The sequence below is a fragment of the Kaistia sp. MMO-174 genome (genome assembly GCF_037147815.1).
Taxonomy (GTDB): Bacteria; Pseudomonadota; Alphaproteobacteria; order Rhizobiales; family Kaistiaceae; genus Kaistia; species Kaistia nematophila.
Genome location: NZ_JBBCUO010000003.1, coordinates 54,126 through 78,705 on the forward strand (window position 1 = coordinate 54,126; position 24,580 = coordinate 78,705).

Sequence of the window (24,580 nt, forward strand, 5' to 3'; positions counted from 1 at the left end):
CGATGTCTGCGGCGCAGTTATGAAGGATCGCGACGACCGCGCCAAGGTGTCGCCGCTGGTGGGTGCCATGCGGTCTGTTCATGGCGACGTCGCAACGCTATGGTCCGCGCAACCGCTGCTTCGAACCGACGGACCCGCTCCATGGCCGCACATGTCATCCCGCACTTCCACAACGATTCCGGTGTCGTGACCATCGAAATCGGCGTCAAGGAATTCATGTGCGTCGGCGCCAAGCCGCCCTTTGACCATCCGCATATCTTCATCGACATGGGAGACGACAATGAAAAGGTCTGCTCCTACTGCTCGACGCTCTATCGCTACAATGCGCGCCTGCATGGCGGCGAGACGCTGCCGCCCGGCCACCTGTTCGTCGACCCGATCGCAGCGTAACGGGTCCAGATCGGCATGACATCGATCCGCGTCGGAATTGCAGGCGCGGGCATCGCGGGCCTGACGACGGCGCTGTCGCTGGCGCGGCGGGGCATTGCCTCGACCATCATCGAGCGCACGACGCAGCTCTCCGAAGTCGGCGCCGGACTGCAGGTTTCGCCGAATGCGGGGCGAATCCTCGAAGCGCTCGGCCTGACCGAAGCGCTCGACCGGGCCGCCGTGCAGCCCGAGGCGATCGACCTTCGCGACGGGGAGACCGGTGAGCCGATCGCCAGCCTCCCGCTTGGCGCCCACGCCCACCAGGCCTATGGCGCTCCCTACCGGCTACTGCATCGTGCCGACCTGCAATCCATTCTCCTTGAAGCCGTCCGCCGGGAAGGCCTGATCGACCTGAAGCTCGGCGTCGAGGCAGAGGCGGTCGCGCAGGCGCAGGACGGAGTCACGCTGTTTCTCGACGACAGCGCGCTTTCGTTCGACGCGATGATCGCCGCCGACGGCGTGCGCTCGAAGCTGCGGAGCGCGGTCAAGGGCGCCGCGGCGGCGCGGTCAAGCGGCCGCACGGCCTGGCGCACCACCATACCGATCGGCATGGCGCCGCGAGACCTGCCGCAGGAACGCACCACCGTGCTCCTCAGCCGCGCTGCGCATGTCGTCATCTATCCTGTGCGCGGCGGCCGCCAGATCAACGTCATCGTCGTGATCGAGGAGGACTGGCGCGAGGATGGCTGGAACGCGCCCGGCAATGCCGACGTGCTGCGGCAGCGCTTCGATCAGGACGGCACGCGCTATATCGGCCGGCTGGCCGAGCTCGACCTGCCGTGGACGCGCTGGTGCCTGACGGAGGTCGACCCGGGCGGCGCCTGGTCGGACGGACGGATTGCGCTCATCGGCGATGCCGCCCACGCCATGGTCCCCTTCCTCGCGCAGGGCGCGGCGATGGCGATCGAGGATGCCGACGTGCTGGCGACCGAACTCGCCAGCGCACCGGTCGGCGAAGCCCTCCAGCGCTACCAGGCGCAACGCCGTCCGCGCGTCAGCCGTGTATGGAAGGCGGCGCGGCAGGCGGGCCAGATCTATCATCTGGGCGGCGCCATGGCCTTTGCCCGCGACATGACGATGACCGCGCTCGGCGGCGAGCGGCTGCTGCGCCGCTATGACTGGATCTATGGCTGGCGCCCCTGACCGCAGGTCGGGCGGCGCCCGTCCAGGAGACTACTCCGCCGCGGCCATGGCCCTGCACGACGACGAGCAGAGGACGATCCGGTTGCGGCCCGTGGCCTTCGCCTCGTAGAGCGCCGCGTCGGCAAGCGGCAGCAGCTCGATCAGGCCGCCCGCGGGCGGCCGCGACCGATGGACGACGCCGATCGACACGCTGACGCGGATCGGCTGCCCCTCGCCAACCTTGACCGACAGGCGCTCGACCGCATGACGCAGCCGTTCGGCCAGGGTGACGGCGTCGGCGCTGGCGATGTCCGGCAGGGTAATGGCGAATTCCTCGCCACCGATGCGGCCAAACAGGTCATTGCGCCGAAGCTGGCCGGAAATGGCATCCGTCACCGCGACCAACACCGCGTCGCCGGAGGCGTGACCATAACGGTCGTTCACCTGCTTGAAATGGTCGACATCGATCATCAGCACGGCGACGCCAGACCAGAATCCGGGCCTCGGCCGGGAAAGCAGCGCCGCGCTCTGGTCGAGATAGGCGCGACGGGCGAGGATGTCGGTCAGGCCGTCCATGCGGACTGCGCGATCGAGACGCAGCATCAGCTTGCGATGCACGGCGGTGATGGTCGCGACCGTCAGCGGACCCAGCGCCAGCAGCGTCAGGCCGAGTCGGAACGAGGTGGCGCTGTCGATCAGATCCTCGACGTGAACGAAGCGGAACAGATCGGCCGTCTCCGCTCCCAGCATCGCAAGGCTCGACAGCAGGACCAGCAGCGTGACGGGAAACAGGCCATAGGTCAGCGAGCACCAGAGCAGCGCCGGCACCGGAAAGGCGATGGCGCCAGGGCCGCCGATGACGATCGAGCCGACCACCGAAAGGCCGAGCGCGACGACCGGCATGATCGTCGCGAGGCTCGGCCGGAAGCGGGCCAGCCTGTCCAGCATCACGCCGCGCGCCGGGATTTCCGGCAGCGTCAGCAGCACCGGCAGAATGACCACGTAGTTCGCGAGTTCGGTGGTGAACCAGTAGGCGAAGCCGACCCGCGGCAGGGAGCTGGGAACGAGCAGCCCCAGGCCGCAGCCGGCAATGGCGGCCGCGACCGCCGCGACGATGCAGACCAGCAGCATCCGCAACACGGAGGAAGGCCGCTGCAGGGCACGGTCTTCCGCGTCGAGCCGGCGAAGCAGGATGAAGCCGGCGACGATGCCGGCGAGGTTCGCAGCCGTCAGCCACAGATTGAGGAGCGGCGCATCGCCGCTGACATGGCCGGCCGCCAGATAGGCCAGGACGGCCGCTACCCAACCCCACGGCCCGGCGAGCGACGGACGAATGACGAACAGGCCGAGCAGCACGGCATTGGCCGGCCAGAGCGTGGCGAAGAAGCCGATCGGCCGGGTGAGGATCCCTATCTCGGCCGTACAGAAGACCACCAGCGCCACGACGACGATCCGCCGGATCATGGACGGAAGAAGATGGTGTGCGGTGTCTTCGTTCATCAGTCCCGATTCAATCGATGCGCGCCCTCACGCGCGACGTGCCAGGCGCGGCCACACTCTCGAAGGGATCGATATCACGGCCGCCTTGTCGTCCACTGTGAACAAAAACACTGAAATTTGAAGAATTACAGAAAATTCCGACCGCGCCGCTACGTTATCCCCGCGCCAGTTCCGCGATGGCAGGATAGTCGGTCTTGCCGGTCGCCAGCATCGGCAACGCCTCGACGGTTACGATCCGCTTCGGCACCATTATCTCCGGTACGCCATGCGCCTTGGCAGAGGCGATCAGTTCGTTGCGGTCGGCGTCGATGCGATCGGTGACCAGCACGATCTGCTCGCCCTTGCGCTCGTCGGCGACCGAGACGGCGGCATGGATATTGTCCGGCCAGACCTGCGACGCATAGGCCTCGACGGCCGCCAGCGAGATCATCTCGCCGCCGATCTTGGCGAAGCGCTTGGCGCGGCCGCGAATGGTGATGTAGCCCTCGGCGTCGAGGGTGACGATGTCGCCCGTGTCGTGCCAGCCGCCCGGCGTCCGCTCCAGCACGCCAGGCGCGCTCTCGCGCATGTAGCCGAGCATGACGTTCGGCCCCTGGATCCAGAAGCGTCCGCCCTCGTCGAGGCCCGGAACCGGCTCGATCCGGTAGGACATGCCCGGAAGCAGGCGACCGACCGTGCCGTCCTTGTGGTAGAGCGGCGTATTCGCCGATACGACGGGTGCGGCCTCGGTAGCGCCATAGCCCTCATAGAGCTCGATGCCGAAACGATCGCGCCAGAGCGTGCGCGTCGGCGGCTTGATCTTCTCCGCCCCCAGCACGACCAGCCGCAGATTGGCGAAATTCTCCGGCTCGGCCATCCGCGCCCAGCCCGCCGCGAAAGTGTCGGTGCCGATCAGGATGGTCGAGCCGCTGTCGCCGACCAGCGCCGGGATCTGCTTGTAGTGCAGCGGAGTCGGATAGAAGAATACGCGCATGCCGATGGCGAAGGGCGCGATCAACCCGACCGTCATGCCGAAGGAGTGAAAGACCGGCAGCGGATTGAAAAGGGAATCGTCCGCCCTCAGCGCCAGCGTGCGCAGGAACTGCTCGACATTCGCCAGCACGTTGGCATGCGTCAGCGCCACCCCCTTCGGCGCGCCTTCCGAGCCGGACGTGAAGAGCAGCACCGCGACATCGTCCGGCTTGACGCCGGAAAGCGCATGCAGCGGCCGCGCGAACCAGGACGAGACGACGCCCCGCAGCTTGTCGAGCTTGCTGACCGACTTGCCGATGTCCTCCAGCCACAGGATCTCGACATGCGCCTCCAGCGCCGCGACGAGCGGCTCGAGCTTGCCCTCGGCGATGAAGCGCCGCGACGAGATCACATGCTTGATGTCGGCCGCCTTGCAGGCGACGAGCAGGTTCTTCGGCCCGGCGCTGAAATTGAGCATCGCCGGCACGCGGCCAAAGGCGACGAGGCCGAAGAAAGTCGGCGCCACGGTGGCGACATTCGGCAGCAACACGCCGACGCGCTCGCCCCGCTTCGTCTTCGCGGCGAACACCCGGCCAAGCACCCGCGCGCCGATCACCACGCGGTCGAAGGTGAGAGGCTTGCGCTGGATGTCCTCGATCACCTCTCGCTTGCCGCCGAACTGGGCGCGGGAATCGAGCAGCATGCCGAACAGCGTCTTGCGCCAGCGCCTCGGATCAAGCGGGATCGCCTGCGTGGCTGGGCTGGGAATGGCGGTCGGCATGTCCATCGGCGCTGATTCGCTCTGCTACAGGGTCAAGTGGGCCGCGCATCATCCGAACGGCGCGTCAACATACAATGACCACGGGCACGGTGACGATAAACCGTACCCGGATCGGCTTTGACATAGGCGCGGGCGCGACCATGTCGTAAGATATATCTTGACGGGCGGGGGCGTCGGACTTAGCGCTAAGATATCTTACGATATATCGGAGCCATCGTGCCGCAGACGCCTCCCCCGAACGGGCCGGACCAGACCGCGCCGAGCAGCGGACGCACCCAATTGTCGATGGCGCGCCGCGGCGACAGCCCGGAAAAGCCCGGCAGCGGTCGCCTCGCGCCCGGAAACCGGGGCGGCGACGGATTTCGCGTCGGCCGCATGGTCGCCGACGGGGATCTGCGCCTCATCGTTCTGTCTCTGCTCGCGGAGCAGCCGCGCCACGGCTACGACATCATCAAGGCGATCGAGGAACTGACCAGCGGCAGCTACAGCCCCAGTCCCGGCGTGATCTATCCGACGCTGACCTTCCTTGAGGAGGCTGGCCACGCGACGGCTTCCACCCATGGCAACAAGAAGATCTACGCGATCTCCATCGCCGGCACGGAACACTTGTCGGAAAACAACGCCACGGTCGCCGGCATCCTGGATCACCTCGACCGCATCGGCCGCCGCATAGCTCAGGCGCGCGAATGGTTCGGGCGCGGCGAAGCGGGCGCCCGCGACGACCGGCCCGACCGCGACATACCCGGCGTCATTCCGGAGATGAACGACGCGCGCCGCGCCCTGAAGGCGGCCATCGCCTCCAAGATCGGCAGCACGTCGATCGAGCAGCATCGCGTCACCGAAATCCTGCTGCGCGCCGTGGCCGAGATCCGGGCGGAGCAGCCCGAGGACGGTATCGACATCTAGACGATCCCACGGGGGTTCCCATACCGATATTTCAATTTTCTACCTATTCCAGTCGAGCGAGTGCTTAACCCCAAGCAACGATCGTCACGCGTCAAGTACAACACGAAAATAGACTCTGGACAGCGCTCCCCGGGCAATCCTATCCTCACCGCGACACACGCTCGACGGGGGAGGACAGTCGATAAAGCCTGGGTCGCTGGCGCGCCGTTGTTCCGGATAAAGAAACGGAACGGCGGTCCTGCCTGATGGCGACGGTCCCTTCCCCCAAATGAACTGCTGCCACCGTCGCCCGACGGTGGATTCCGCCGGAGGCTGCTGGCCGGCGGATGTCGAGGCGCAGGACGGGTCCCGAATCCGAAACGCGCCCGACGCATCTTCTCGAAGGCTCTTTGCTCGACGGTTCTTTCTATTGCCACGCTTCGAAACGAGGTCGACGACAATGCGAAGGATTGCACCGCCTCCCGCGGATTTCGCCTCGAAGCGCGCTCGGCCTCGCCGGGGACTGCGGCGACACCTGGCAGCAGCAATATGAGGACCACGACATCGTCTAGGTCGCGGACACGCCGCCGACCTGATCCGAAAAGCTACCGCCCCGGATTTCAGGCCCGAGCGGCGCGCTCCCGGTCTGCGGACGGGTCCAAAAATGCGGTTCGCTCCCCTACCGGCGGCGAAGGCGGGCGCTAGATGGAGGTCGGAAGGCGTGCCTCGATCCGAGGCGGAGGATCCAGCCCATATTGTAACCACCAACCTATGGTGGCAGAATGGGGTAATTGGTCCACCGCTACCGACCGCATGACGGCACTTTGACAGGAAAATGAACCTCTTCGGAGGTTGAACTGCCAAGCCTGGGCTTCGGCCCCGGGTCAATACTGCGAAAGAAGCGCAGCTCTGCCCTGGTTCCACGGCCAGCAACGACAGATCGGACTCCATCTTGCGGTCCGAGTGTCCCCCTGCTGGAAGCCATCGCATCCACCAAGACACTACCTCGACGGCACTACCTTTAGGCAATGCAGGAGAAGGTCATGCGAATCGCGGGATTGATCGCGTCAGCCGCTGTGGTTGGCGCCGGGTTGCTGGCGCCAGTGGCGCCGGCATTTGCCCAGGACGCGGCGCCGGCCCAGCCGAACATCCTCGTGATCTTCGGCGATGACATCGGCCAGTCGAACCTGTCGACCTACAGCTTCGGCCTGATGGGATATCAGACGCCGAACATCGACCGCATCGCCAAGGAAGGTCTGAAGTTCACCGACTATTACGCCGAGCAGAGCTGCACGGCGGGTCGTTCGACCTTCATCACCGGCCAGTCGACCTTGCGGACCGGCATGTCCAAGGTCGGCATCCCCGGCGCGGACCTCGGCCTCCAGGCGTCCGACGTCACGCTCGCCTCCGCCCTCAAGGACAAGGGCTACGCCACCGGCCAGTTCGGCAAGAATCACCTGGGCGACAAGGACGAGTTCCTGCCGACGGCGCACGGCTTCGACGAATTCTACGGCAATCTCTACCACCTGAACGCGGAGGAAGAGCCGGAGGACCGCAACTATCCGCAGGATCCGGCGTTCCGCAAACGCTTCGGACCGCGCGGTGTCATCCATTCCTTCGCCGACGGCAAGATCGAGGACACAGGCCCCCTGACGCGCAAGCGCATGGAGACCGTGGACGACGAAACCGCCGCCGCCGCGATCGATTTCATGCAGCGCCAGAACACGGCGAAGAAGCCCTTCTTCACCTGGTTCAACACGACACGGATGCATTTCCGCACCCATGTGCGCGACGAGCACCGCAGCCCTCCGGGACTGACGGCCCTGACCGAATATGCCGACGGCATGGTCGAGCATGACGCCCTCATCGGGACGGTGCTGAAATCGCTCGACGACATGGGCATCGCCGACAACACGATCGTGATCTACACGACCGACAACGGCCCGCACCAGAACTCCTGGCCGGATGCCGGCACCACGCCGTTCCGCAGCGAGAAGAACACCAACTGGGAAGGCGCGTATCGCGTGCCCGCCATGATCCGCTGGCCCGGCCACATCAAGGAGGGCTCGATCGCCAACGGCATCTTCTCCGGACTCGACTGGTTCCCGACCCTGATGGCCGCGGCCGGCGACACCGACATCACCGAACGCCTGCTGAAGGGCACGACGATCAACGGCAAGCAGTACAAGAACCACCTCGACGGCTATAACCAGCTTGCCTACCTCACCGGACAGTCGGACAAGAGCGCCCGCAACTCGTTCATCTACATGAATGACGATGGCGAGATCGTCGGGTTGCGCTTCGAAAACTGGAAGCTCGTCTTCGCAGAACAGCGCAAGACCGGCACCATGGGCATCTGGGCCGAGCCCTTCACCAAGCTGCGCCTTCCCAAGATGTTCGACCTGCGGTCGGACCCCTACGAGCGCGCGGACATCACTTCCAACACCTATTGGGATTGGCTGCTGTCGCACAGCTATCTGGCGATCGCCGGTCAGGCCTACGTGGGCAACTTCCTGGCGACCTTCAAGGAGTTCCCGCCGGCCCAGCGCCCGGCGAGCTTCTCGATCGATCAGATCCAGGAGCAGATGAACGAGTCCTTCAAGAACGTTGGCGGCGGCCAGTAAAGACGTCGTGGCGGCGCGGCTCGGACGAGCCGTGCCGCCGCTTCTCCATCCGATACATGCGATCCTTTCGCCAAAGCCTTTGACCGCGCGTAACGGCGGGCGCAAGACTCCCGGTTGCCGTTGACGGTCGGACCCGATCCACTATCTTCGACGACCTCTGCTTGAGCGGCTATCGGATCCATCGTGGCGCGGCGACATCCGCCCGCCCCACCCTCGCTGCGGGATTGGCCCATGAACCACGCTCTTCGCCACACATCACCTTCCGCCGCGGCCACGACCGACGAGATGATCTTCATCCCCGGCGGCACGTTCCGCATGGGGTCGGACGACCACTATGCCGAGGAAAAGCCGACCCATCGCGTGACGGTCGACGGCTTCCACATCGATCCGACGCCGGTGACCAACGCCCAGTTCCGCCGCTTCGTCGAGGCGACGGGCCATGTCACCTTCGCCGAGATCGCGCCCGACCCGAAGGACTATCCGGGCGCGCTGCCGCATATGCTGAAGGCAGGCTCGCTGGTCTTCACGCCGCCCGGCCACCCGGTCGACACGCGCGACTGGTCGCAATGGTGGGCGTTCCGCTTCCGCGCCAACTGGCGCAGGCCCTATGGTCCCGGCAGCTCGATCAAGGGCCTCGACGACCACCCGGTCGTGCATGTCGCCTATTCCGACGCCGAGGCCTATGCGAAATGGGCCGGCAAGGAGCTGCCGACGGAGGCCGAATGGGAATTCGCCGCCCGCGGCGGCCTCGACGGCGCCGAATTCGCTTGGGGCGATGAGTTGAACCCCGAAGGCCGCCAGATGGCCAATACGTGGCAGGGCCAGTTCCCGTCCGAGAACCTGAAGACCGACGGCTATGAGCGCACCTCGCCGGTGCGCGCCTTCCCTCCCAACGGCTATGGCGTGCACGACATGATCGGCAATGTCTGGGAGTGGACCGCCGACTTCTGGTCGACCCACCATCCCGCCGACGCCCCGAAGGCTTGCTGCGTGCCTGAAAATCCGCGCGGCGGCCCGATGGAGGCGAGCTTCGATCCCTGCCAGCCGCAGATCCGCATTCCCCGCAAGGTGCTGAAAGGCGGCTCGCATCTCTGTGCGCCGAGCTATTGCCGCCGCTATCGCCCGGCCGCCCGCCATGCCGAGCCGATCGACACGTCGACGAGCCATGTCGGCTTCCGGTGCATCCGCCGCGCCTAGCGGACAGAGACAATCCAGGGGGATGGAACGATGGAGGAAATGATGCGCGCAGCCGGCCAGCTTTCCCGCCGCGCAGTGCTGGGCCTCTGCGCCGGACTGTCGCTGTTCGGAAGCCTCGCCCTGTCGGGAGCCGCCTCGGCGCAGGCGCCCGATCCGCTGCCGTCCTGGAACGACGGCGCGACCAAGACCGCCATCGTCGACTTCGTGACGCGCACGACGACGACCGGAGGCCCTGATTTCGTCGAGGTGGGCGACCGCATCGCCACCTTCGACAATGACGGCACGCTCTGGTCCGAGCAGCCGATGTACTTCCAGGCCGCCTTCATCCTCGACCGCATCAAGACGCTGGCGAAGGATCATCCCGAATGGAAGGAGCAGCAGCCCTTCAAGGGCGTGCTGGAGGGCGACATCGAGGCAGTGATGGCCACCGGAAACCAGGGGCTCGGCGAGCTTCTGGCCGCCAGTTCCACCGGCATGTCGGTCGAGGAATTCGCCGCCGTCGTGAAGGACTGGATCCAGACGGCGAAGCATCCGCGCTTCGACAGGCCCTATGTCGAGCTCGTCTTCCAGCCGATGCTCGAACTGCTCGCCTATCTCCGCGCCAATGGCTACCAGACCTTCATCGTCTCGGGCGGCGGCATCGAGTTCATGCGGCCCTGGGTCGAGGGCGTCTATGGCATCCCGCCGCAGCAGGTCGTCGGCTCGTCCGGCAAGACCGAATTCAAGCTCGACGGCGACAAGCCCGAGATCCTCAAGCTGCCGGGCATCGAGTTCGTCGACGACGGCCCCGGCAAGCCGGTCGGCATCAACCGCTTCATCGGCAAGCGGCCGGTCTTCGCGGCCGGCAATTCCGACGGCGACCTCCAGATGCTGCAATGGACCACGCTCAACACAGGTCCGCGCATGGGCATCATCATCCATCACACCGACGCCAAGCGCGAATGGGCCTATGACCGCGATTCCCATTTCGGCCGGCTCGACAAGGCGCTGGACGAAGCGCCGAAGCGCGGCTGGGTCGTCGTCGACATGAAGAACGACTGGAAGATCATCTATCCCTTCGAGAAATGAGCCGTGATGACCGCAAGAGACTCCATTCTCGAGATCCAGAAGCGCGTCAACGCGGCCGTGATCGGCCAGGAAAGGGTGGTCGAGCGGCTCGTCATCGCGCTGCTCGCCAATGGCAATGTTCTGGTCGAGGGATTGCCCGGCCTCGCCAAGACGCGCGCCATCAAGAGCCTGTCCAAGGCTCTTGAATCGGAATTCAGCCGCATCCAGTTCACACCCGACCTGCTGCCTTCCGACGTCACCGGCGGCGAGATCTATCGAACCGACGCCGGCGGCGCCGGCTCGTTCGAGTTCCGCAAGGGGCCGATCTTCGGCAATCTCGTCCTCGCCGACGAGATCAACCGTGCCCCTGCCAAGGTACAGTCCGCGCTGCTCGAGGCGATGGAGGAACGCCAGGTCACGGTCTCCGGCAAGCGCTATACCCTGCCGGAGCTCTTCATGGTGCTGGCGACGCAGAATCCGATCGAGCAGGAAGGCACCTATCCTCTGCCCGAAGCGCAGATGGACCGCTTCCTCATGCATGTGCGCATCGACTATCCGAGCGATGCCAACGAGGTGAAGGTGCTGCAGCTCGTCCGCGCGGAGCAGTCCGGCGCCGCCGCCGATGCCGCGGCGAAGATCCCGCAGCAGGCGATCTTCGATGCCCGCAAGGAGATCGACGCAGTCAAGTCGGCCGACGCGGTCGAGACCTATATCGTCGCGCTGATCGCCGCGACCCGGCGACCGGCCGAGTTCGGCGACAAGCTCAAGGACTGGATCGCCATTGGCGCCAGCCCGCGCGGCTCGCTCGCGCTCGACAAGTCGTCGCGCGTCTTCGCCTGGCTGCAGGGCCGCGACTACGTCACACCGGAGGACGTGCAGGCGGTCGCGCATGACTGCCTGCGCCACCGCGTGTCGTTGACCTATGAAGGGAGCGCGGACGGCGTTCATGCCGACGACGTCATCGACGAGATCGTCCGGCAGGTCGCCGTCGCGATCTAGGAATGGAGGCGGCATGGCATCGCGGACAAGGACGGCGGAGGAGCCATCGGGTCCGGCGCGGGCCTATGTCACGCTGGACGAACTGCTGCGCCTGAAGACCAGCGCCAAGGGCTTCAGCTTCCTGCCGCGCCAGCCTGTGCACAGCCTTCTGACCGGCCGCCACGCCTCGCGCCTGCGCGGGCGCGGCCTCGATTTTGAGGAACTGCGCCACTACTACGAGGGCGACGACACCCGCACGATCGACTGGGCGGCGACCGCCCGTCTCGGCAGCCCGCATGTCCGCGTCCACACCGAGGAGCGCGACCGCAGCGTGCTGCTGCTCGTCGACCAGCGCCTGTCGATGTTCTTCGGCAGCAGGCTGATGATGAAATCGGTCGCCGCGGCCGAATCCGCCGCCCTCTCGGCCTGGCGCGTCACCTCGCTCGGCGACCGCATCGGCGCCATCGTCTTTTCCGAGGACCGGATCACGGAGATCCAGCCGGAAGCACGCGACAGGGGCGTGCTGCCGATCCTGCATGAAGTGGCGCGCCAGAACGCGGCGCTGAAAGCGACCGACAGCCGCGCCGCCGATCCCGGCCTCTTCAACGAGGCGCTGCGGCGCGCCTCGCGGCTGGTCCATCACGATTGCCTCGTCTGCGTCATCTCGGACGCCTATGGCGCGGACGCGGAGACAACGAAGCTCGTCACCCGCATCACCGCGCATAACGACGTCCTCGCCATCTTCGTCTCGGATCCGATCGAGGCGGATCTGCCGCCACTCGGCCGCGTCATCGTCGGCGAGGGCGACAACCAGATCGAGGTAGATAGCGCCGCCGTTTCGCTGCGCCACCGCTTTGCCAGCGGCTTCAGCGAGCGGCGCGCCAGCCTCGAGGGCTTTTCACGGCAGCGCACGATCCCGGTGCTGCCGATCGAAACCGGAAGGGACGTCTCGGCGCAATTCCGCGACCTGCTCGGCCAGCGCCTCGCCCATTCGCGCGAGACTTCCGGAGCGCGGGCGTCATCATGAGCGGCAATCCCTCCGATCTCTCCAATCTGCGTGACATCGTGCTGCCGGCGCCAGTCCCGTTCTGGCCGCCGGCGCCCGGCTGGTGGATCCTCGCCGCCGCCGTCCTCGCCGGCCTCGTCCTGCTCGCCGCCCGGCAGGTCGTGCGCCGCCGTCACGACGCCTATCGCCGGCAGGCGCTGCGCGAGCTGGCGGCCCTGCCCGAACCGCTCGACGCCGCCGGCGCGCAGCGGCTGTCGTCGATCCTGAAGCGGACCGCGCTCGTCGCCTTTCCGCGAAGCGAGGTCGCGGCGCTCACGGGCGTCGCCTGGCTGCGCTTCCTCGACCAGACCGGGCGGATGCGGGCTTTCGAGACCGGCCCGGCCCAATCGCTGCCGAGGGTCGCGCTCGGCGCTCCGGCCCCTGGCGACGACAGCGACATCCGACGGGCGGCGCGCGACTGGATCCGCCGCCATCGCGCGGCCGGTTGGTGAGCCATGCCCAGCTTCGCCTATCCCTGGTTCGCGGTTCTGCTGCCGTTGCCGCTCGTGGTCTATTTCCTGCTGCCGCGCCATCGCCAGCGCCGGCCGGCGCTCCGCGTGCCGTTCTTCACGCGGCTGGTGACGCTGACGGGCGCAAAGCCCGAGGGCGGCTCGGTCGTCGGCCATCGCGGCCTGATCCGGAGCCTGCTGCTCACGGGCTGCTGGCTCCTTGCCGTCGCGGCGCTGATGCGGCCACAATGGATCGAGCCGCCGCTGCATTTCGACAAGCCTGCGCGCGACCTTCTGCTGCTGGTCGATCTCTCTGGCTCAATGGACACCAAGGATTTCACCGATGCCAGCGGCGCCACGGTCAGCCGGCTGGCTGCCGTGAAGCAGGTGCTGACGGATTTCCTGAAGCGACGCGAGGGTGACCGCGTCGGCGTCGTCGTGTTCGGCGATGCGCCGTTCACGCTTGTCCCGTTCACCACCGATCTCTCGCTCTCCGAGCGGCTGGTGGGCGAGATGCAGGTCGGCATGGCCGGGCCGCGCACCGCTTTCGGCGATGCCATCGGCCTCGGCATCAACCTGTTCGCCAAGTCGACCGTGCCCGCGAAAACGATGATCGCGCTGACCGACGGCAACGACACGGCGAGCAGCGTGCCGACCGACCAGGCGGCCCGCATCGCCGCCGACAACGGCATCGTCATCCACACCATCGCGGTCGGCGACCCGGCCGCCGCCGGCGAGGACAAGCTGGATGAAGCGGCGCTGAAGGACGTCGCCAGCGCGACCGGCGGCGGCTATTACCGCGCCATGGATCGCGAGCAGCTCGCGACGATCTACGACAAGCTCGACCAGATCGAGACGCGCAAGGTCGACACCGTCACCTTCCGGCCGAAGACGGAGCTGTACTGGATCCCGCTCGGCGCTCTGGCGATCCTCTCCATGCTCGGGCAGGCGCTGCTGCTCATCCGCTGGCCGCATCGCCGCGCGACGGCGTCGGCCACTTCCGAAGCACGGGCGGAGGCGGTGAGAACATGACGCTCGCCTCCGTCCTTGCCGGGTTCCATTTCATCCGCCCCTGGTGGCTGCTGCTGCTCCTGCCGGCGCTGCTGCTCTGGTGGGCCGAGCGCCGCTCGGCCGACAGCACCAATCGCTGGCAGAAGGTGATCGACCCGGCACTGCTCAAGCATCTCGTCACCGGCGGCGAGACAAGGCGGCGCGTCCGGCCCGGCGATGTCGCGCTTCTGGGCTGGATCCTCGGCATAGTCGCGCTGGCAGGGCCGACCTGGCGCGAGGTGCCCTCGCCCTTCGCCGCCGCCGCGCGCCCCGCGATGATCCTGCTCAAGGTCTCGCCGACCATGCTGGCGACCGACCTCGCGCCGACCCGGCTCGACCGCGCCCGCCAGAAGCTCGACGACATCCTGAAAAGCCGGGCCGGCGCGCCGACGGGCCTGATCGCCTATTCCGGCACTGCACATCTGGTCCTGCCGCCGACTGTCGACGGCGATGTCGTGCTGACGATGGCCAAGGCGCTCTCGCCCGAGATCATGCCGCGCGAAGGCGACGCGCTCGCCGACGCCGTCGCGCAGGCGGATGCCGTGCTCGGCGAGGCCAGGCTCGGCGGCTCGATCCTCGTCCTCGCCGACGCGGTCGCGCCCGACCAGGTCGGCGCGCTGGCGAAACCGGCCGTGCCGGTGACGATCCTCGGCCTGACGGCGCCGAACATCGCGGCGGATGCCGGCCTCGCAGACGCCGCCAAAACCCTCGGCGCCAGCCTGATCCCCACCAGCCTCGACGACACCGACGTCGCCGCGATCACCCGCCGGCTCGCCGCCGGCGCGGCGCCTGCGCTCGGCAATGGCGAAGGCGCGCGCTGGGAGGAGGCCGGCTATTGGCTGGTGCCGCTGATCGTGTTCATCGTCCTGCTCTGGTTCCGGCGCGGATGGGTGCTGGCATGACGACATCAGCCTCCCCGCCACGCTTCGGAAAATACGGCCTGATCGTGCTCGGCGCCGCTATCCTGACGCTGGCGCTCGGTGCGGCGCAATTCGGCTGGCGCGAGCTCTGGGCCTCTCCGGACCAGCGCGGCCGTCTGCTGTTCGAGCGCGGCCGCTATGCGGACGCTGCCGCGAGCTTTCACGATCCGATGTGGCGCGGCGCGGCGCTGATGCGCGCCGGAGATTTCAAGACGGCCGCGCAGGTCTTCGGCGGCATCGACACGGCCGAAGCGGCCTATGATCAGGGCAATGCGCTGGTGATGCTCGGGCAATATGAGACGGCCGTCGGCCGCTATGATCGCGCCCTCGAACTGAAGGCGGGCTGGGACGACGCCACCGCCAACCGCATGCTGGCGCAGATGCGCGCCGAGATGATGAAGAGCCCGGGCGGCGATCTCGGCGACCAGGAGGAAGGCGCCGACGAGATCGTCTACGACAAGGACGCCAAGAGCCAGAACGGCCAGGACACGCAGGTCGACGACACGCCGATGAGCGACGCCGAGGTGCGCGCACTCTGGCTGAAGCGGGTGCAAACCAAGCCGGCAGATTTCCTGCGCGCCCGTTTCGCCTATCAGCTTCAGGTGGCGTCCGCGCAGCCTCAGGCAAAGCCGGCCGAGCCGAAGCCATGAGACGCGCCATCCTCGCCTTCGCTCTCCTGCTCGCCTCCGCGACGGCGCGGGCGCAGGAGCCGCCTTCCGCAAGCACGACGGCCGTGGCTCCCGCCGCCGCCCCTGTCGTCCGCACCACGCTCGATCCGAAGGAAGGCGCCGTCGTCGGCCAGCACATCGCGCTCTATGTCGACGTGCTCTTTCCAGGCGACATGCCACATCCGCCGCGCGTCTCCATCCCGGACATGCCTGGCGCCCAGGTGATGCGGTTCGAGAGCCAGGCCACGACGATCAGCGACACCGTCGATGGCGCCAGGCTGAATGGCCAGCGCTTCGAATTCGCCGTCTTTCCTCGACGCGGCGGCGCCCTTTCGATCCCGCCCGCCCGCGTGACGCTGCTCGATCGCGCCGGCAACGTCATCGGCAGCGCCAGCGGCGAGGCAGTGCAGGAGACGATCCAGGTGCCGAAAGGCATCGACGCCAAAGGCGTTGTCGTCGCAACGGAGAAGCTGACGCTCGAGCAGAGCTGGAACCCCGAGCCCGCAAAGCCGCTCCACGCCGGCGACGCGCTCGTCCGCACCATCACCCGCACAGCGACCGACATTCCGGCGCTGGCGATGCGCGACCTCTCCTTCGACGCGCCGGAAGGAGTCCGCGTCTATGTCGATACGCCCCAGAATCTTGACCGGAGCGACCGCGGCACCATCACCGGCAAGCGGATCGACCGCGCCACCTATGTGTTCGAAAAGGCGGGTAGCTTCGCGCTGCCAGCCGTGAAGCAACCCTGGTGGAACCTCGCCGGCAAGCAGGCGGAGACGGCTTCCGGCAAGGCCGCGACCGTCACGGTCTCGCCGGGCCCGGCGCCGGCTGCGACCGGCGGACCCGAAGCCTCGAAACCCGCCATCCGGCCAGAAACGGGCGCCGCCATCGCCACGCTGGTCGTGCTGGCGGGATTGGCGCTGGCCGCGTTCGGACCAGGCTGGCGCCGGCGCGCCGCCGAGCGCCGCGCACAGCGGGCGAACTCGGAAGCGACCGCCTTCAAGGGGGTGATCCGCGCCTGTGGCCAGGACGATGCGGAGGCGATCTACGCGGCGCTCGCGACCTGGCGCGCCCGCCTTCCCGCCACCTGGCCGGCGCCGCCGGAAGCTCGGCCGCTCGAAGCCGCGCTCTTCTCCATGGATGCGGACCAAGGCAAGCCCCGCTGGTCGCGCGCCATGGCGCACGAGCTTCTGGCCCGGCTCCGCCACTACCGGCGCGATTGCCTCGCCCGTCCGGCGCGGCCGGCGGCCGCGCCCCTGCCGCCGCTCAACCCGGCCCGGAAGATGGGCTGAACCGCCTCCGCCGTCAGCGGCGGTAGACGGCCGGCCCAGCGATGCCGACGACCAGCAGCCCGACCGCGATCAGCACGAAGCCGGCGCCGATGCTGAGATGCTGGGCGACGAAACCGATGGCGGCCGGCCCGATCAGGATGCCGGCATAGCCGAGCGTCGTGATCGCGGCGACCGCCAGGCTCGGCGGCATGCGCGTCTGCCGGCCGGCGGCCGTGAACAGCACCGGCACGATGTTGGAGGCGCCAAGGCCGACGAGCAGGAAGCCTGCAAGCGCGATCGACGAAGTCGGCGCGAACACCGCGATCAGGAACCCGGCCGCGCTGAGCAGACCGCCGATGACCATCACCCGCGTCGCCCCGAACGTCCGGACGATGTGGTCGCCGGTAAGCCGGCCGAACGTCATCGCGACGGCGAACATCGTGTAGCCGAGGCCCGCATGGCTCGGGTCGACGGCCTGGGTCGAGATCAGGAAGAGCGCGCTCCAGTCGAGGACTGCGCCTTCCGCCAGGAAGACGATGAAACAGAGGACGCCGATGAAGATGACGATGCCGCGCGGCATGACGAAGAGCGGCGTTCCCTCGGCCTCCCGGTTGCCATAGGGCAGCAGTCCCGCATAGGCCGTGACCACAAGCACCACCAGCAAGGCGCTGACCAGCAAGGTGACCATCAGCGGGGTGAGGCCCATGCCGAGAAGCAGGCTGACCCCGCCCGCACCCGACATTCCGCCGACACTGAAGAGGCCATGAAAGCCCGACATCATGTGGCGGCCGCTGTCTTTTTCGACCATCACCGCCTGGATGTTCATCGCCACGTCGAAGGTTCCGACGCTGGCCCCGAACAGGATGAGAACGATCGCCAGCGCGATCATCGAATTCGCCAGCACGAGCCAGGGCATGACGAGGGCGAAGACGATGGCCGAAATTACCAGCACGGAGCGGCAGCCGAAGCGGCTGGCGAGGACGCCGGTGATCGGCATGGCCACGATCGATCCAAGCCCGAGGCAAAGCAGGAGCAGTCCGAGCGCCGCGTCGTCGACGCCGAGGCGCGCCTTGGCGAAGGGCACCAGCGGCGCCCAGGATGCGAGAGCAAGACCGGCAACGAGGAATACGGCCCGTGTGGCGATCTGTTCCGTTCGGCCGGAAAGCGGATGGGTCTGGGCGGGCGTTGAAGCAAGCGATGTCATCGGGATGAGCTTTCGTGGGGCTAGCGAACGGGATACCGGCTCGCCATGGCGGCGAGCCCGGCCACCGCCAGGAGCGCCAGGCCGGCGGGGATGAAGAAGACATTCGGGAGGCCGAACGCGGCCACTCCCAGGCCGCCCGCGACGCCGCCAAGGGCGGAGCTGAGCGCGCTGGAGCTCATGAAGATGGCGGAAGCGGTCGCGACGGCGTCCGGCAGCAGGCGCTGCGCGACCAGGATGCCGAGAACGGCGAACAGGCCCCACACGCCACCCATCAGGATCTGGCCGACAAACATGCCGGTCGCCGAAGGCCAACCCGCGAAACAGAGATTGGCGCCGACGCAGAGGGCGGCGGCGAAGCTCATCAGATGGAGCGGGCCGAACCGTCGGCTTAGCGCAACGCTGAACGGCATGATGACAAGCTCGATCAGGGGCTGGATGCCGATGATCGCGCCGCGAAGCGCCGGTTCGAGCTTCAGTTGCTCCTCCATATAGAGCAGCAGGAAACCGAACTTGATCGCCTCGCCCGCATAGACGAGGACGAAAAGCGCGGTGAACGCCAACAGGGGCCACATCGACTGGAGGCTCGCTCGAGCGGAGGAGCGACCCGAATCGGCTTCAGCGCCCCGCCCCACTCCGCTCGCGCGCAGCGTTCCGAGCGGGACGATCTGGGCCAGGAAGCAGATCGCGGTTCCCCAGAACAGCGCACGGAGGCCCGCCTCGGCGGCAAGCCAGGCGCCAAGCGCCGGCCCGATCACCCAGCCGGCTGTCAGCGCCATGCGGATGATCGCGACGACGTCGTCGCCGCTGCGTGACGGCGCGCGGACCAATTCGTCGTGGACGGCAGCGAAGAGTTGCGACGCCGCAGCGCCCGAGAAAGCCAGAACGATCGCTCCGATCGCGAACGGCATCCATGCCTCGGTCGCCAAGGCGAAACCCGCCCAGCCCGCGAAGCCGGCGATCGCGCAGAGGCGGAAAAGACCGAGGCGGCCGCCGGTCCGGTCCGAATAGCTGCCGATGAGATAGCCGGCGACGGGCGCCGTCAGGCTGGTCAGATAGTAGAGCCCGGCTACCGGCAGGGACGTACCGAGTTCCCGGACGAGGAACAGGACGATCTGCGGCGCCGCCGCCGACGTTCCGAGACCGGAAAGGAACATGGCGAGCGCCGCGCCACGATAGAGCGGCGACGACAAAAGCTCGTAGATCGGCGAATGGCGCCGGGAAACGGTGAGGGTCACGACAATGCCCCGGACCAGACAGCCAGTTCGATGAAAGCGTCGACAAGTCGGATCGGGAATTCGGAATGAACGTGCATTCGACCTGTCTTCGGTTGTTCACTGCGGGGCCGGATTCGCGCCGGAATGAACAGCGACGCACGTTCCTGAACCGGCGAGGCCTCAGCATTGCAGAATGTACAACAATACGCAATAATGCGCATAAACAAGGCAGGCAGTGATGTTCACCGACGAGCGGCACGAGCAAATTCGGCAGGAACTTGCGGACAAGGGCCGTGTCCTCGCAGCCGATCTGGCGGGCAGGTTCGGCGTGTCGGAGGACACCATTCGCCGTGACCTGCGCGAACTAGCGAAGGCCGGAGAGTGCCGGCGCGTCTATGGCGGCGCGCTGGCGCCGGCCCCCGATGGCGGCCCGCTGGCGGCGCGGCTGCGGGAAGGACGCGACGCGAAGGCCCGGCTCGGCGAGGTCGCGGCCGGTCTGGTAGGCACGGCGCAGACGATCTTCATCGATGCGGGCTCGACCAATGTCGCAATCGCGCGCGCCCTGCCGATAGACCGGAAATTCACGGTCGTGACCAATTCGCCCGCGATAGTCATGGCCTTGGAATCACACACCAATTGCACGCGCGTCCTGCTCGGCGGCGTCTTCGATCCGGACAAAGGCGCCTGTCTCGGCGCGCAGACGCTCAGGGACGTGCAGCAAGTTTTCGCCGACCTGTTGATCCTGGGCAGCTGCGGCCTGTCCCCGCTCGGCGGCGTAACCGCCTTTGACTGGGACGAAGCGGAAATCAAGCGCGCCATGATCCGCCAGAGCCGTCAGGTCATCCTGGCAGCCACCAACGAAAAACTGGGGACGGTCGCGCCCTTCCGCGTCTGCGAGATAAGCGACGTGAACCAGCTGGTGCTGGAAGCGAGCGCCTCGCCCGCCGACGTCCGCGCCGTGGGAGAAACCGGCACGATCGTGCATCAGGTCGCCGAAACCACGGACTGAGCCAGCCTGCAGGAACCAACGGCTGGATCCGGATGGTGCGGGCGGCGGGGATCGAACCCGCATGACCGAAGTCGAGCGATTTTAAGTCGCTTGCGTCTACCAGTTTCGCCACGCCCGCAATGCGGGCTTTCTGCCATCTCGACGGCACCGTGGATAGCCCCATCGCGCGACGTCGCGCGCCGCTGTGCAAATCGGGCCTAGCCCGGCGCCGCGACCTCGACGTCGAGCAGAGCGGCGCGCAATTCCGGCCAGCCCTGGTCGACGATCGACTGGCGAAGCAGGAAATGCTGGCGGCCCGCCTCCTCGGGATTGTCGAGCGCGGCGCGCCAGATCCGTTTCGCCACTTCCACCTGCCCGTCGGCATAGAGGCAGCTGGCATAGGTATGGCGGGCGAGGATCACGTCGCCGCGGTCGCACTCCGTGCCCCGCTGCGCCGCCTGCATCGCCTTCTCCGACCGCCCCCTGGCGGCGTAGTGGGCGGAAAGATTGAGCCAGTAGGTCGCAATCCGGGCCCGGTCCAGCCTGCGCGTGCGGATGGCGTCGCGCTCGCGCGTCGGGTCGAACACGAGCGACTTGATCAACTGGCTGATCGTCCGGTTCTGGCCGAACCAGTCCAGCACATGGTGTCCCGCGAACGGCATCTTGATCGTCGTCAGCGGATGGCGCTGCGTGATCAGGTCGACATGGCGCTGGTCGTTGCGGTTGTGCGGATCGAAGAAGAGATAGCCCGGCACCGGCGCGATCTCCGACACGACGTCATAGCGGCAGGCAAGGCTCTCCTGCTCCTGCCAGCGGTTCTCCCACGGCACCCGCTTGAGGTCGGGCGAATATTGCGGCGAGAAGAGCAGGACGCGCGACAGCGACAGCCGCTCGGAGAAATTGACCGCGGCGTAGCCGCCCATGCTCGAGCCATAGCCGACCCGGTCCCGACCCGAGAGGCGCTGGTTGATCCGGTCGACGACCTCGTCCATCTCCTCGTGCTGGTACCAGTGATTGCCGTGCGACTTCACCGAGAGGACGTTGATGTTGTTGGTCGAGAAATAGCGCAGGCCGAACGGCGCCCGGTCCGGATCCGGCTTGTTGATCCAGGGGTCGAAACAGACGACCACAGGCCCGTCGGCCCGGATATCCGCCGACACCCCGTAAGAACGGCCGGAAAACAGCTCTTCCATCTGCGGGCTCTCTATCGAAAAGATTCTATATTTGAAATAATTCCGGGACAGATACGGAATTACGCTAGACGAAATCCAATACTTGGAAATAGTCTATCGACAGTCGGCGATGCATTCTATCCCCCAATGCATAGGGGCTTCCGATGCTGCCGGCGAACCCGCATGGCGCGAGGCGGCGTTCCGTGCCGCTCCGGCTTGCGCCATTGCCCGCCCAAATAGGCCTTCAAATCGGCACCCGCGCGCTGCTAAACCGCAGCGGGGGATTCGTGGCACCACGACGGCTCGCCCAAGCCTTGACCGAAAGCCTTGCAAGACGAGCCATAGAGGGTGCTCCCATGACCGATCCCGTTTCCCATCGCCAGGCGCTGGCGCCGGAACCGTTCGCCGTTCTGAGCCGCGTTCCCGCCATCGGTAATCTGATCCTCGGCGTGCGCGCCGACGGCGCGCTGCTGGAAGGCCTCGGCGCCATCGACAGCGTGGAGTTGGAGGACGGATTCGCCGTTCTGCGCGGCCCCGCGCGCGAGACGCGCCTCGACCTCTCGAAGATCGGCAGCATCGTCGCCGACCAGATGGTGATGAAGAACGTCCTGCCGTTCCTGGAAATCCTGGACACCGACGGCAAGGCCATCGCCAAGCTGACGGCGCTGGACGGGCTGGAGCGCTTCGACGCCGCGCTGGAGGGCATCGAGCGCCTTCCGCTCGACGCCGCGCCGCCGGCCGCGCGTCCGGACCCAGGTGACGAACCGGCCGACGGCCCCCTGAAGGCGGCGGAAGCGGCGGCCGAGCCGGTGACGCTGCAGGCGGTCAAGAACGGCGTCGTGCATCGCTGGTCCGGCACGCTCACCAGCGTCTCGTTCAGCCATGGCTTCCTGAACGCCATGCAGCCCGACATGCACCTGCATATCCGCGCCGGCGCCATCGCCTCATGGAAGAAGGAAAGCGTCGACGGTTCGGACGTCTTCAGCGCCATCGACGGCCATGGCAAGGCGATCGGCCTGACGCTGAAGGCTGAGGCCGGCGCTCTCGCCGTCTAGGAACGCCACTTCAAGCAAGACCCTCACCCGCCCCCTCCGCAAGCGGGAGAAGGTGGGGTGAGGGTCAGACTTGAACTCAGACCAGGAAGAAACTCACGCGGCGCGCGCGAGGCCTTCCTGCTCGCAATAGGCAAGGACGAGGTCGGCCAGGTCCCGGACCGGCCGGCGCGCGCCCGGCGCGACCTTGAGGGCCAGTTCGGTGGGCGGCACGGGAACGAACCCGTCGCCCACCAGCACCGCATAGGACGGGCGGACGGCCCGCGCCTCGATCAGCGCAACGCCAAGGCCGCCCGCGATCGCCGCCTCGATGCCGATCAGGCTGGCGCTCTCATAGGCGACGCGCCAGCGCCGGCCGGATGCTTCCAGTGCATGCACAGCGCGGTCGCGATAGCGGCAGCCCTGCGGAAACGCGATCAGCGGCACCGGATCGACGCGCCGCCAATCGACATCGGCGGCGCCGACCCAGACCAGCTTCTCCGGCCAGATGCCCTCGGCCGGACCGCCGCCGGCGTCGCGCTTCATCAGCACGAGGTCGAGATCGCCGCGCTCCAGCCCCCGTTCTAGCTCGACCGAGAGGTCGCAGCGGACGTCGAGCCGGCATTCCGGCCGAAGCTTCGCGAATTGCGCCACCAGGCTGGTCAGTTCGGCGACGGCGAAATCCTCCGTCAGACCGAGACGGACATGCTCCGCCGCCTGCGCGGCGCCGACGACGCTGCGCGCCTCCTGCGACAGCGCCAGGATTCTGCGCGCATAGCCGACGAGCCGCTCGCCCTCCGCCGTCAGCGCGACGCCCCTGCCCTCGCGGATCAAAAGCGGCGTTCCCGCCAGATCCTCGAGCTTGCGGATCTGCTGGCTGATCGTCGACTGGGTGCGATGCACGCGCTCGCCGGCGCGGGTGAAGCCGCCGGCGTCGACGACCGAGACGAAGGTCTTCAGGAGATCGAGATCGAACATGGCGACACCTGCGCTATCGATTTATCGAATGAGTAGCATCAAAACATCGAATTTCCAAATACCACGCGAAACGCTTATGGCTTCGTCACCGGCTGAGGCCGGCACTTTCTCAAGCAGGCTATCGACATGACGGACCGAGCCATACCCACCACAACCCAGCGCAAGGCGCCCGGCAACAGCCGCGCCGACCTCGGGCTTATCGCGCTCTTCTGCCTGATCTGGAGCTCGGCCTTCGCGGCGGCGAAGTTCGCCCTGCCGGATTGCCCGCCGCTCCTGCTGCTGGCGAGCCGCTTCCTCGCCGCCGGCGCGATCCTGCTCGGGCTGGCCGCGCTGGCGGGTCGCCTCGAATGGCCGGACCGGCGCGCGATCTGGAGCTGGGCCGTGCTTGGCGCCCTCAACAGCGCTCTCTATCTCGGCCTCAGCTATGCCGGCATGCGCACCGTCTCCTCCGCCTTCACGGCGGTGCTGATCAGCGCCAATCCGCTTCTGACAGCGCTCGTCGCCAGCCCGGTTCTGGGCGAGCGACTGTCGCCTCTGAAGCTCGGCGGGCTGCTGCTCGGCATGATCGGCGTCGCCATCGTGCTGCGCTCGCGGCTCGCGGGCGGCGCGGAGGACTGGCACGGCACGCTGCTGGTGCTGGGCGGGCTCGTCGCGCTGGTCGCCGGCACCATCCTGTTCAAGAAGCTGAAGCCGGATGGCGACCTCTGGACCGGCACGGCGATCCAGTCGCTATCGGCCGGGATCCTGCTCCTTCCCGTGGCGCTGGCGACGGAGAGCATCGCCGATATCCGCATGACGCCGGCGCTGATCGGTGGCTGGAGCTATCTGGTGATCGCGGCCTCGATCGGCGGCTATCTACTCTGGTTCCGCCTGCTGCAGACGAAGACCGCGACCGAGGCGTCGACGCTGCATTTCCTGATGCCGCCGCTCGGCCTCGCCTTCGGCTGGCTGCTGTTCCGCGAGCCGGTCGGCCTGATCGATTGCCTCGGCATCGTGCCGATCGCCATCGGCATCGCCATGGTGACGCGCGGCTAAGCCCGGTCAAAAAGAAAGCGGCGGCTCCGAACCCGGAACCG

Annotated in this window: 22 protein-coding genes and 1 tRNA gene; 16 read left to right on the forward strand and 7 right to left on the reverse strand. The window is 67.2% G+C overall.

Going from position 1 to position 24,580, the window contains the following annotated elements; genetic code table 11:
* The first annotated feature begins 141 nt into the window (after positions 1-141).
* Positions 142-390 carry a zinc-finger domain-containing protein gene (locus WFK98_RS12130; RefSeq protein ID WP_266338247.1) on the forward strand — a complete coding sequence of 83 codons (249 nt, stop codon included), beginning with the start codon at positions 142-144 and terminating at the stop codon, positions 388-390.
* Positions 391-405: 15 nt separating this feature from the next.
* The gene (locus WFK98_RS12135) at positions 406-1,572 is read left to right on the forward strand and encodes an FAD-dependent monooxygenase (RefSeq protein WP_266338248.1); all 1,167 of its coding nucleotides are present in this window, start codon (positions 406-408) and stop codon (positions 1,570-1,572) included.
* 30 nt (positions 1,573-1,602) lie between these two features.
* Here the strand turns inward: WFK98_RS12135 and WFK98_RS12140 are convergent, their stop codons facing one another.
* Complete coding sequence (locus tag WFK98_RS12140; protein WP_336800391.1) at positions 1,603-3,051, reverse strand: GGDEF domain-containing protein; 1,449 nt, start codon at positions 3,049-3,051, stop codon at positions 1,603-1,605.
* A 154-nt stretch (positions 3,052-3,205) separates the two neighbouring features.
* Positions 3,206-4,789 (reverse strand): AMP-binding protein, encoded by a 1,584-nt coding sequence (locus WFK98_RS12145; protein ID WP_336800392.1) that lies wholly within the window; start codon positions 4,787-4,789, stop codon positions 3,206-3,208.
* Positions 4,790-4,999: 210 nt separating this feature from the next.
* Between WFK98_RS12145 and WFK98_RS12150 the strand changes: the two genes are divergently transcribed.
* From WFK98_RS12150 to WFK98_RS12200, 11 genes are all read left to right on the forward strand, one after another.
* Positions 5,000-5,689 carry a PadR family transcriptional regulator gene (locus tag WFK98_RS12150; protein WP_266338252.1) on the forward strand — a complete coding sequence of 230 codons (690 nt, stop codon included), beginning with the start codon at positions 5,000-5,002 and terminating at the stop codon, positions 5,687-5,689.
* A gap of 1,022 nt (positions 5,690-6,711) precedes the next feature.
* On the forward strand, positions 6,712-8,292 hold the full coding sequence (locus WFK98_RS12155; RefSeq protein ID WP_336800393.1) for an arylsulfatase: 1,581 nt from the start codon (positions 6,712-6,714) through the stop codon (positions 8,290-8,292).
* 231 nt (positions 8,293-8,523) lie between these two features.
* The gene (locus WFK98_RS12160) at positions 8,524-9,489 is read left to right on the forward strand and encodes a formylglycine-generating enzyme family protein (RefSeq protein ID WP_266338254.1); all 966 of its coding nucleotides are present in this window, start codon (positions 8,524-8,526) and stop codon (positions 9,487-9,489) included.
* Positions 9,490-9,528: 39 nt separating this feature from the next.
* Positions 9,529-10,557 carry an HAD family hydrolase gene (locus WFK98_RS12165; protein WP_336800394.1) on the forward strand — a complete coding sequence of 343 codons (1,029 nt, stop codon included), beginning with the start codon at positions 9,529-9,531 and terminating at the stop codon, positions 10,555-10,557.
* 6 nt (positions 10,558-10,563) lie between these two features.
* Positions 10,564-11,535, forward strand: a complete 972-nt coding sequence (locus WFK98_RS12170) for an AAA family ATPase (protein ID WP_266338256.1) — start codon at positions 10,564-10,566, stop codon at positions 11,533-11,535.
* Between the two features lie 13 nt (positions 11,536-11,548).
* Entirely contained in the window at positions 11,549-12,541 is a 993-nt protein-coding gene (locus WFK98_RS12175; protein WP_336800395.1) for a DUF58 domain-containing protein, read from the forward strand.
* Positions 12,538-13,011, forward strand: a complete 474-nt coding sequence (locus WFK98_RS12180; protein ID WP_266338258.1) for a DUF4381 domain-containing protein — start codon at positions 12,538-12,540, stop codon at positions 13,009-13,011. The genes WFK98_RS12175 and WFK98_RS12180 overlap by 4 nt, the downstream gene beginning before the upstream one ends.
* Positions 13,012-13,014: 3 nt before the next feature.
* Positions 13,015-14,040, forward strand: coding sequence for a VWA domain-containing protein (locus WFK98_RS12185; protein WP_266338259.1), 1,026 nt, complete (start codon positions 13,015-13,017; stop codon positions 14,038-14,040).
* Positions 14,037-14,960: a vWA domain-containing protein gene (locus WFK98_RS12190; RefSeq protein ID WP_336800396.1), complete on the forward strand. Its 924-nt coding sequence runs from the start codon at positions 14,037-14,039 to the stop codon at positions 14,958-14,960. Before WFK98_RS12185 ends, WFK98_RS12190 begins: the two co-directional genes overlap by 4 nt.
* Entirely contained in the window at positions 14,957-15,628 is a 672-nt protein-coding gene (locus WFK98_RS12195; protein WP_336800397.1) for a hypothetical protein, read from the forward strand. Before WFK98_RS12190 ends, WFK98_RS12195 begins: the two co-directional genes overlap by 4 nt.
* Complete coding sequence (locus WFK98_RS12200; protein ID WP_336800398.1) at positions 15,625-16,938, forward strand: hypothetical protein; 1,314 nt, start codon at positions 15,625-15,627, stop codon at positions 16,936-16,938. The genes WFK98_RS12195 and WFK98_RS12200 overlap by 4 nt, the downstream gene beginning before the upstream one ends.
* A 13-nt stretch (positions 16,939-16,951) precedes the next feature.
* Here WFK98_RS12200 and WFK98_RS12205 read toward each other — a convergent pair whose 3' ends face one another.
* Both WFK98_RS12205 and WFK98_RS12210 read right to left on the reverse strand, forming a co-directional pair.
* Positions 16,952-18,121 carry an MFS transporter gene (locus WFK98_RS12205; protein ID WP_336800399.1) on the reverse strand — a complete coding sequence of 390 codons (1,170 nt, stop codon included), beginning with the start codon at positions 18,119-18,121 and terminating at the stop codon, positions 16,952-16,954.
* A gap of 20 nt (positions 18,122-18,141) precedes the next feature.
* The gene (locus tag WFK98_RS12210; protein WP_336800400.1) at positions 18,142-19,356 is read right to left on the reverse strand and encodes an MFS transporter; all 1,215 of its coding nucleotides are present in this window, start codon (positions 19,354-19,356) and stop codon (positions 18,142-18,144) included.
* A gap of 217 nt (positions 19,357-19,573) precedes the next feature.
* Between WFK98_RS12210 and WFK98_RS12215 the strand changes: the two genes are divergently transcribed.
* Positions 19,574-20,344, forward strand: a complete 771-nt coding sequence (locus tag WFK98_RS12215; RefSeq protein ID WP_336800401.1) for a DeoR/GlpR family DNA-binding transcription regulator — start codon at positions 19,574-19,576, stop codon at positions 20,342-20,344.
* 33 nt (positions 20,345-20,377) lie between these two features.
* On the opposite strand, the gene WFK98_RS12220 is transcribed toward WFK98_RS12215, so the two are convergent.
* Positions 20,378-20,462, reverse strand: a tRNA-Leu gene (locus WFK98_RS12220).
* Between the two features lie 79 nt (positions 20,463-20,541).
* Positions 20,542-21,516 (reverse strand): hypothetical protein, encoded by a 975-nt coding sequence (locus WFK98_RS12225; protein WP_336800402.1) that lies wholly within the window; start codon positions 21,514-21,516, stop codon positions 20,542-20,544.
* A 335-nt stretch (positions 21,517-21,851) separates the two neighbouring features.
* Between WFK98_RS12225 and WFK98_RS12230 the strand changes: the two genes are divergently transcribed.
* The gene (locus WFK98_RS12230) at positions 21,852-22,550 is read left to right on the forward strand and encodes a hypothetical protein (RefSeq protein ID WP_336800403.1); all 699 of its coding nucleotides are present in this window, start codon (positions 21,852-21,854) and stop codon (positions 22,548-22,550) included.
* Between the two features lie 93 nt (positions 22,551-22,643).
* Here WFK98_RS12230 and WFK98_RS12235 read toward each other — a convergent pair whose 3' ends face one another.
* Complete coding sequence (locus tag WFK98_RS12235) at positions 22,644-23,504, reverse strand: LysR substrate-binding domain-containing protein (protein WP_336800404.1); 861 nt, start codon at positions 23,502-23,504, stop codon at positions 22,644-22,646.
* Positions 23,505-23,630: 126 nt separating this feature from the next.
* Between WFK98_RS12235 and WFK98_RS12240 the strand changes: the two genes are divergently transcribed.
* Entirely contained in the window at positions 23,631-24,539 is a 909-nt protein-coding gene (locus tag WFK98_RS12240) for a DMT family transporter (RefSeq protein WP_336800405.1), read from the forward strand.
* Positions 24,540-24,580 lie beyond the last annotated feature (41 nt).

Bases quoted from the DNA above. Each gene is read 5' to 3' on its own strand.
- WFK98_RS12230 (WP_336800403.1), top strand. From the start codon at position 21,852: ATGACCGATCCCGTTTCCCATCGCCAGGCGCTGGCGCCGGAACCGTTC.
- WFK98_RS12215 (WP_336800401.1), top strand. From the start codon at position 19,574: ATGTTCACCGACGAGCGGCACGAGCAAATTCGGCAGGAACTTGCGGAC.
- WFK98_RS12135 (WP_266338248.1), top strand. From the start codon at position 406: ATGACATCGATCCGCGTCGGAATTGCAGGCGCGGGCATCGCGGGCCTG.
- WFK98_RS12190 (WP_336800396.1), top strand. From the start codon at position 14,037: ATGACGCTCGCCTCCGTCCTTGCCGGGTTCCATTTCATCCGCCCCTGG.
- WFK98_RS12160 (WP_266338254.1), top strand. From the start codon at position 8,524: ATGAACCACGCTCTTCGCCACACATCACCTTCCGCCGCGGCCACGACC.
- WFK98_RS12140 (WP_336800391.1), bottom strand. From the start codon at position 3,051: ATGAACGAAGACACCGCACACCATCTTCTTCCGTCCATGATCCGGCGG.
- WFK98_RS12200 (WP_336800398.1), top strand. From the start codon at position 15,625: ATGAGACGCGCCATCCTCGCCTTCGCTCTCCTGCTCGCCTCCGCGACG.
- WFK98_RS12180 (WP_266338258.1), top strand. From the start codon at position 12,538: ATGAGCGGCAATCCCTCCGATCTCTCCAATCTGCGTGACATCGTGCTG.
- WFK98_RS12225 (WP_336800402.1), bottom strand. From the start codon at position 21,516: ATGGAAGAGCTGTTTTCCGGCCGTTCTTACGGGGTGTCGGCGGATATC.
- WFK98_RS12195 (WP_336800397.1), top strand. From the start codon at position 14,957: ATGACGACATCAGCCTCCCCGCCACGCTTCGGAAAATACGGCCTGATC.
- WFK98_RS12155 (WP_336800393.1), top strand. From the start codon at position 6,712: ATGCGAATCGCGGGATTGATCGCGTCAGCCGCTGTGGTTGGCGCCGGG.
- WFK98_RS12165 (WP_336800394.1), top strand. From the start codon at position 9,529: ATGATGCGCGCAGCCGGCCAGCTTTCCCGCCGCGCAGTGCTGGGCCTC.
- WFK98_RS12130 (WP_266338247.1), top strand. From the start codon at position 142: ATGGCCGCACATGTCATCCCGCACTTCCACAACGATTCCGGTGTCGTG.
- WFK98_RS12170 (WP_266338256.1), top strand. From the start codon at position 10,564: ATGACCGCAAGAGACTCCATTCTCGAGATCCAGAAGCGCGTCAACGCG.
- WFK98_RS12240 (WP_336800405.1), top strand. From the start codon at position 23,631: ATGACGGACCGAGCCATACCCACCACAACCCAGCGCAAGGCGCCCGGC.
- WFK98_RS12185 (WP_266338259.1), top strand. From the start codon at position 13,015: ATGCCCAGCTTCGCCTATCCCTGGTTCGCGGTTCTGCTGCCGTTGCCG.
- WFK98_RS12205 (WP_336800399.1), bottom strand. From the start codon at position 18,121: ATGACATCGCTTGCTTCAACGCCCGCCCAGACCCATCCGCTTTCCGGC.
- WFK98_RS12145 (WP_336800392.1), bottom strand. From the start codon at position 4,789: ATGGACATGCCGACCGCCATTCCCAGCCCAGCCACGCAGGCGATCCCG.
- WFK98_RS12235 (WP_336800404.1), bottom strand. From the start codon at position 23,504: ATGTTCGATCTCGATCTCCTGAAGACCTTCGTCTCGGTCGTCGACGCC.
- WFK98_RS12175 (WP_336800395.1), top strand. From the start codon at position 11,549: ATGGCATCGCGGACAAGGACGGCGGAGGAGCCATCGGGTCCGGCGCGG.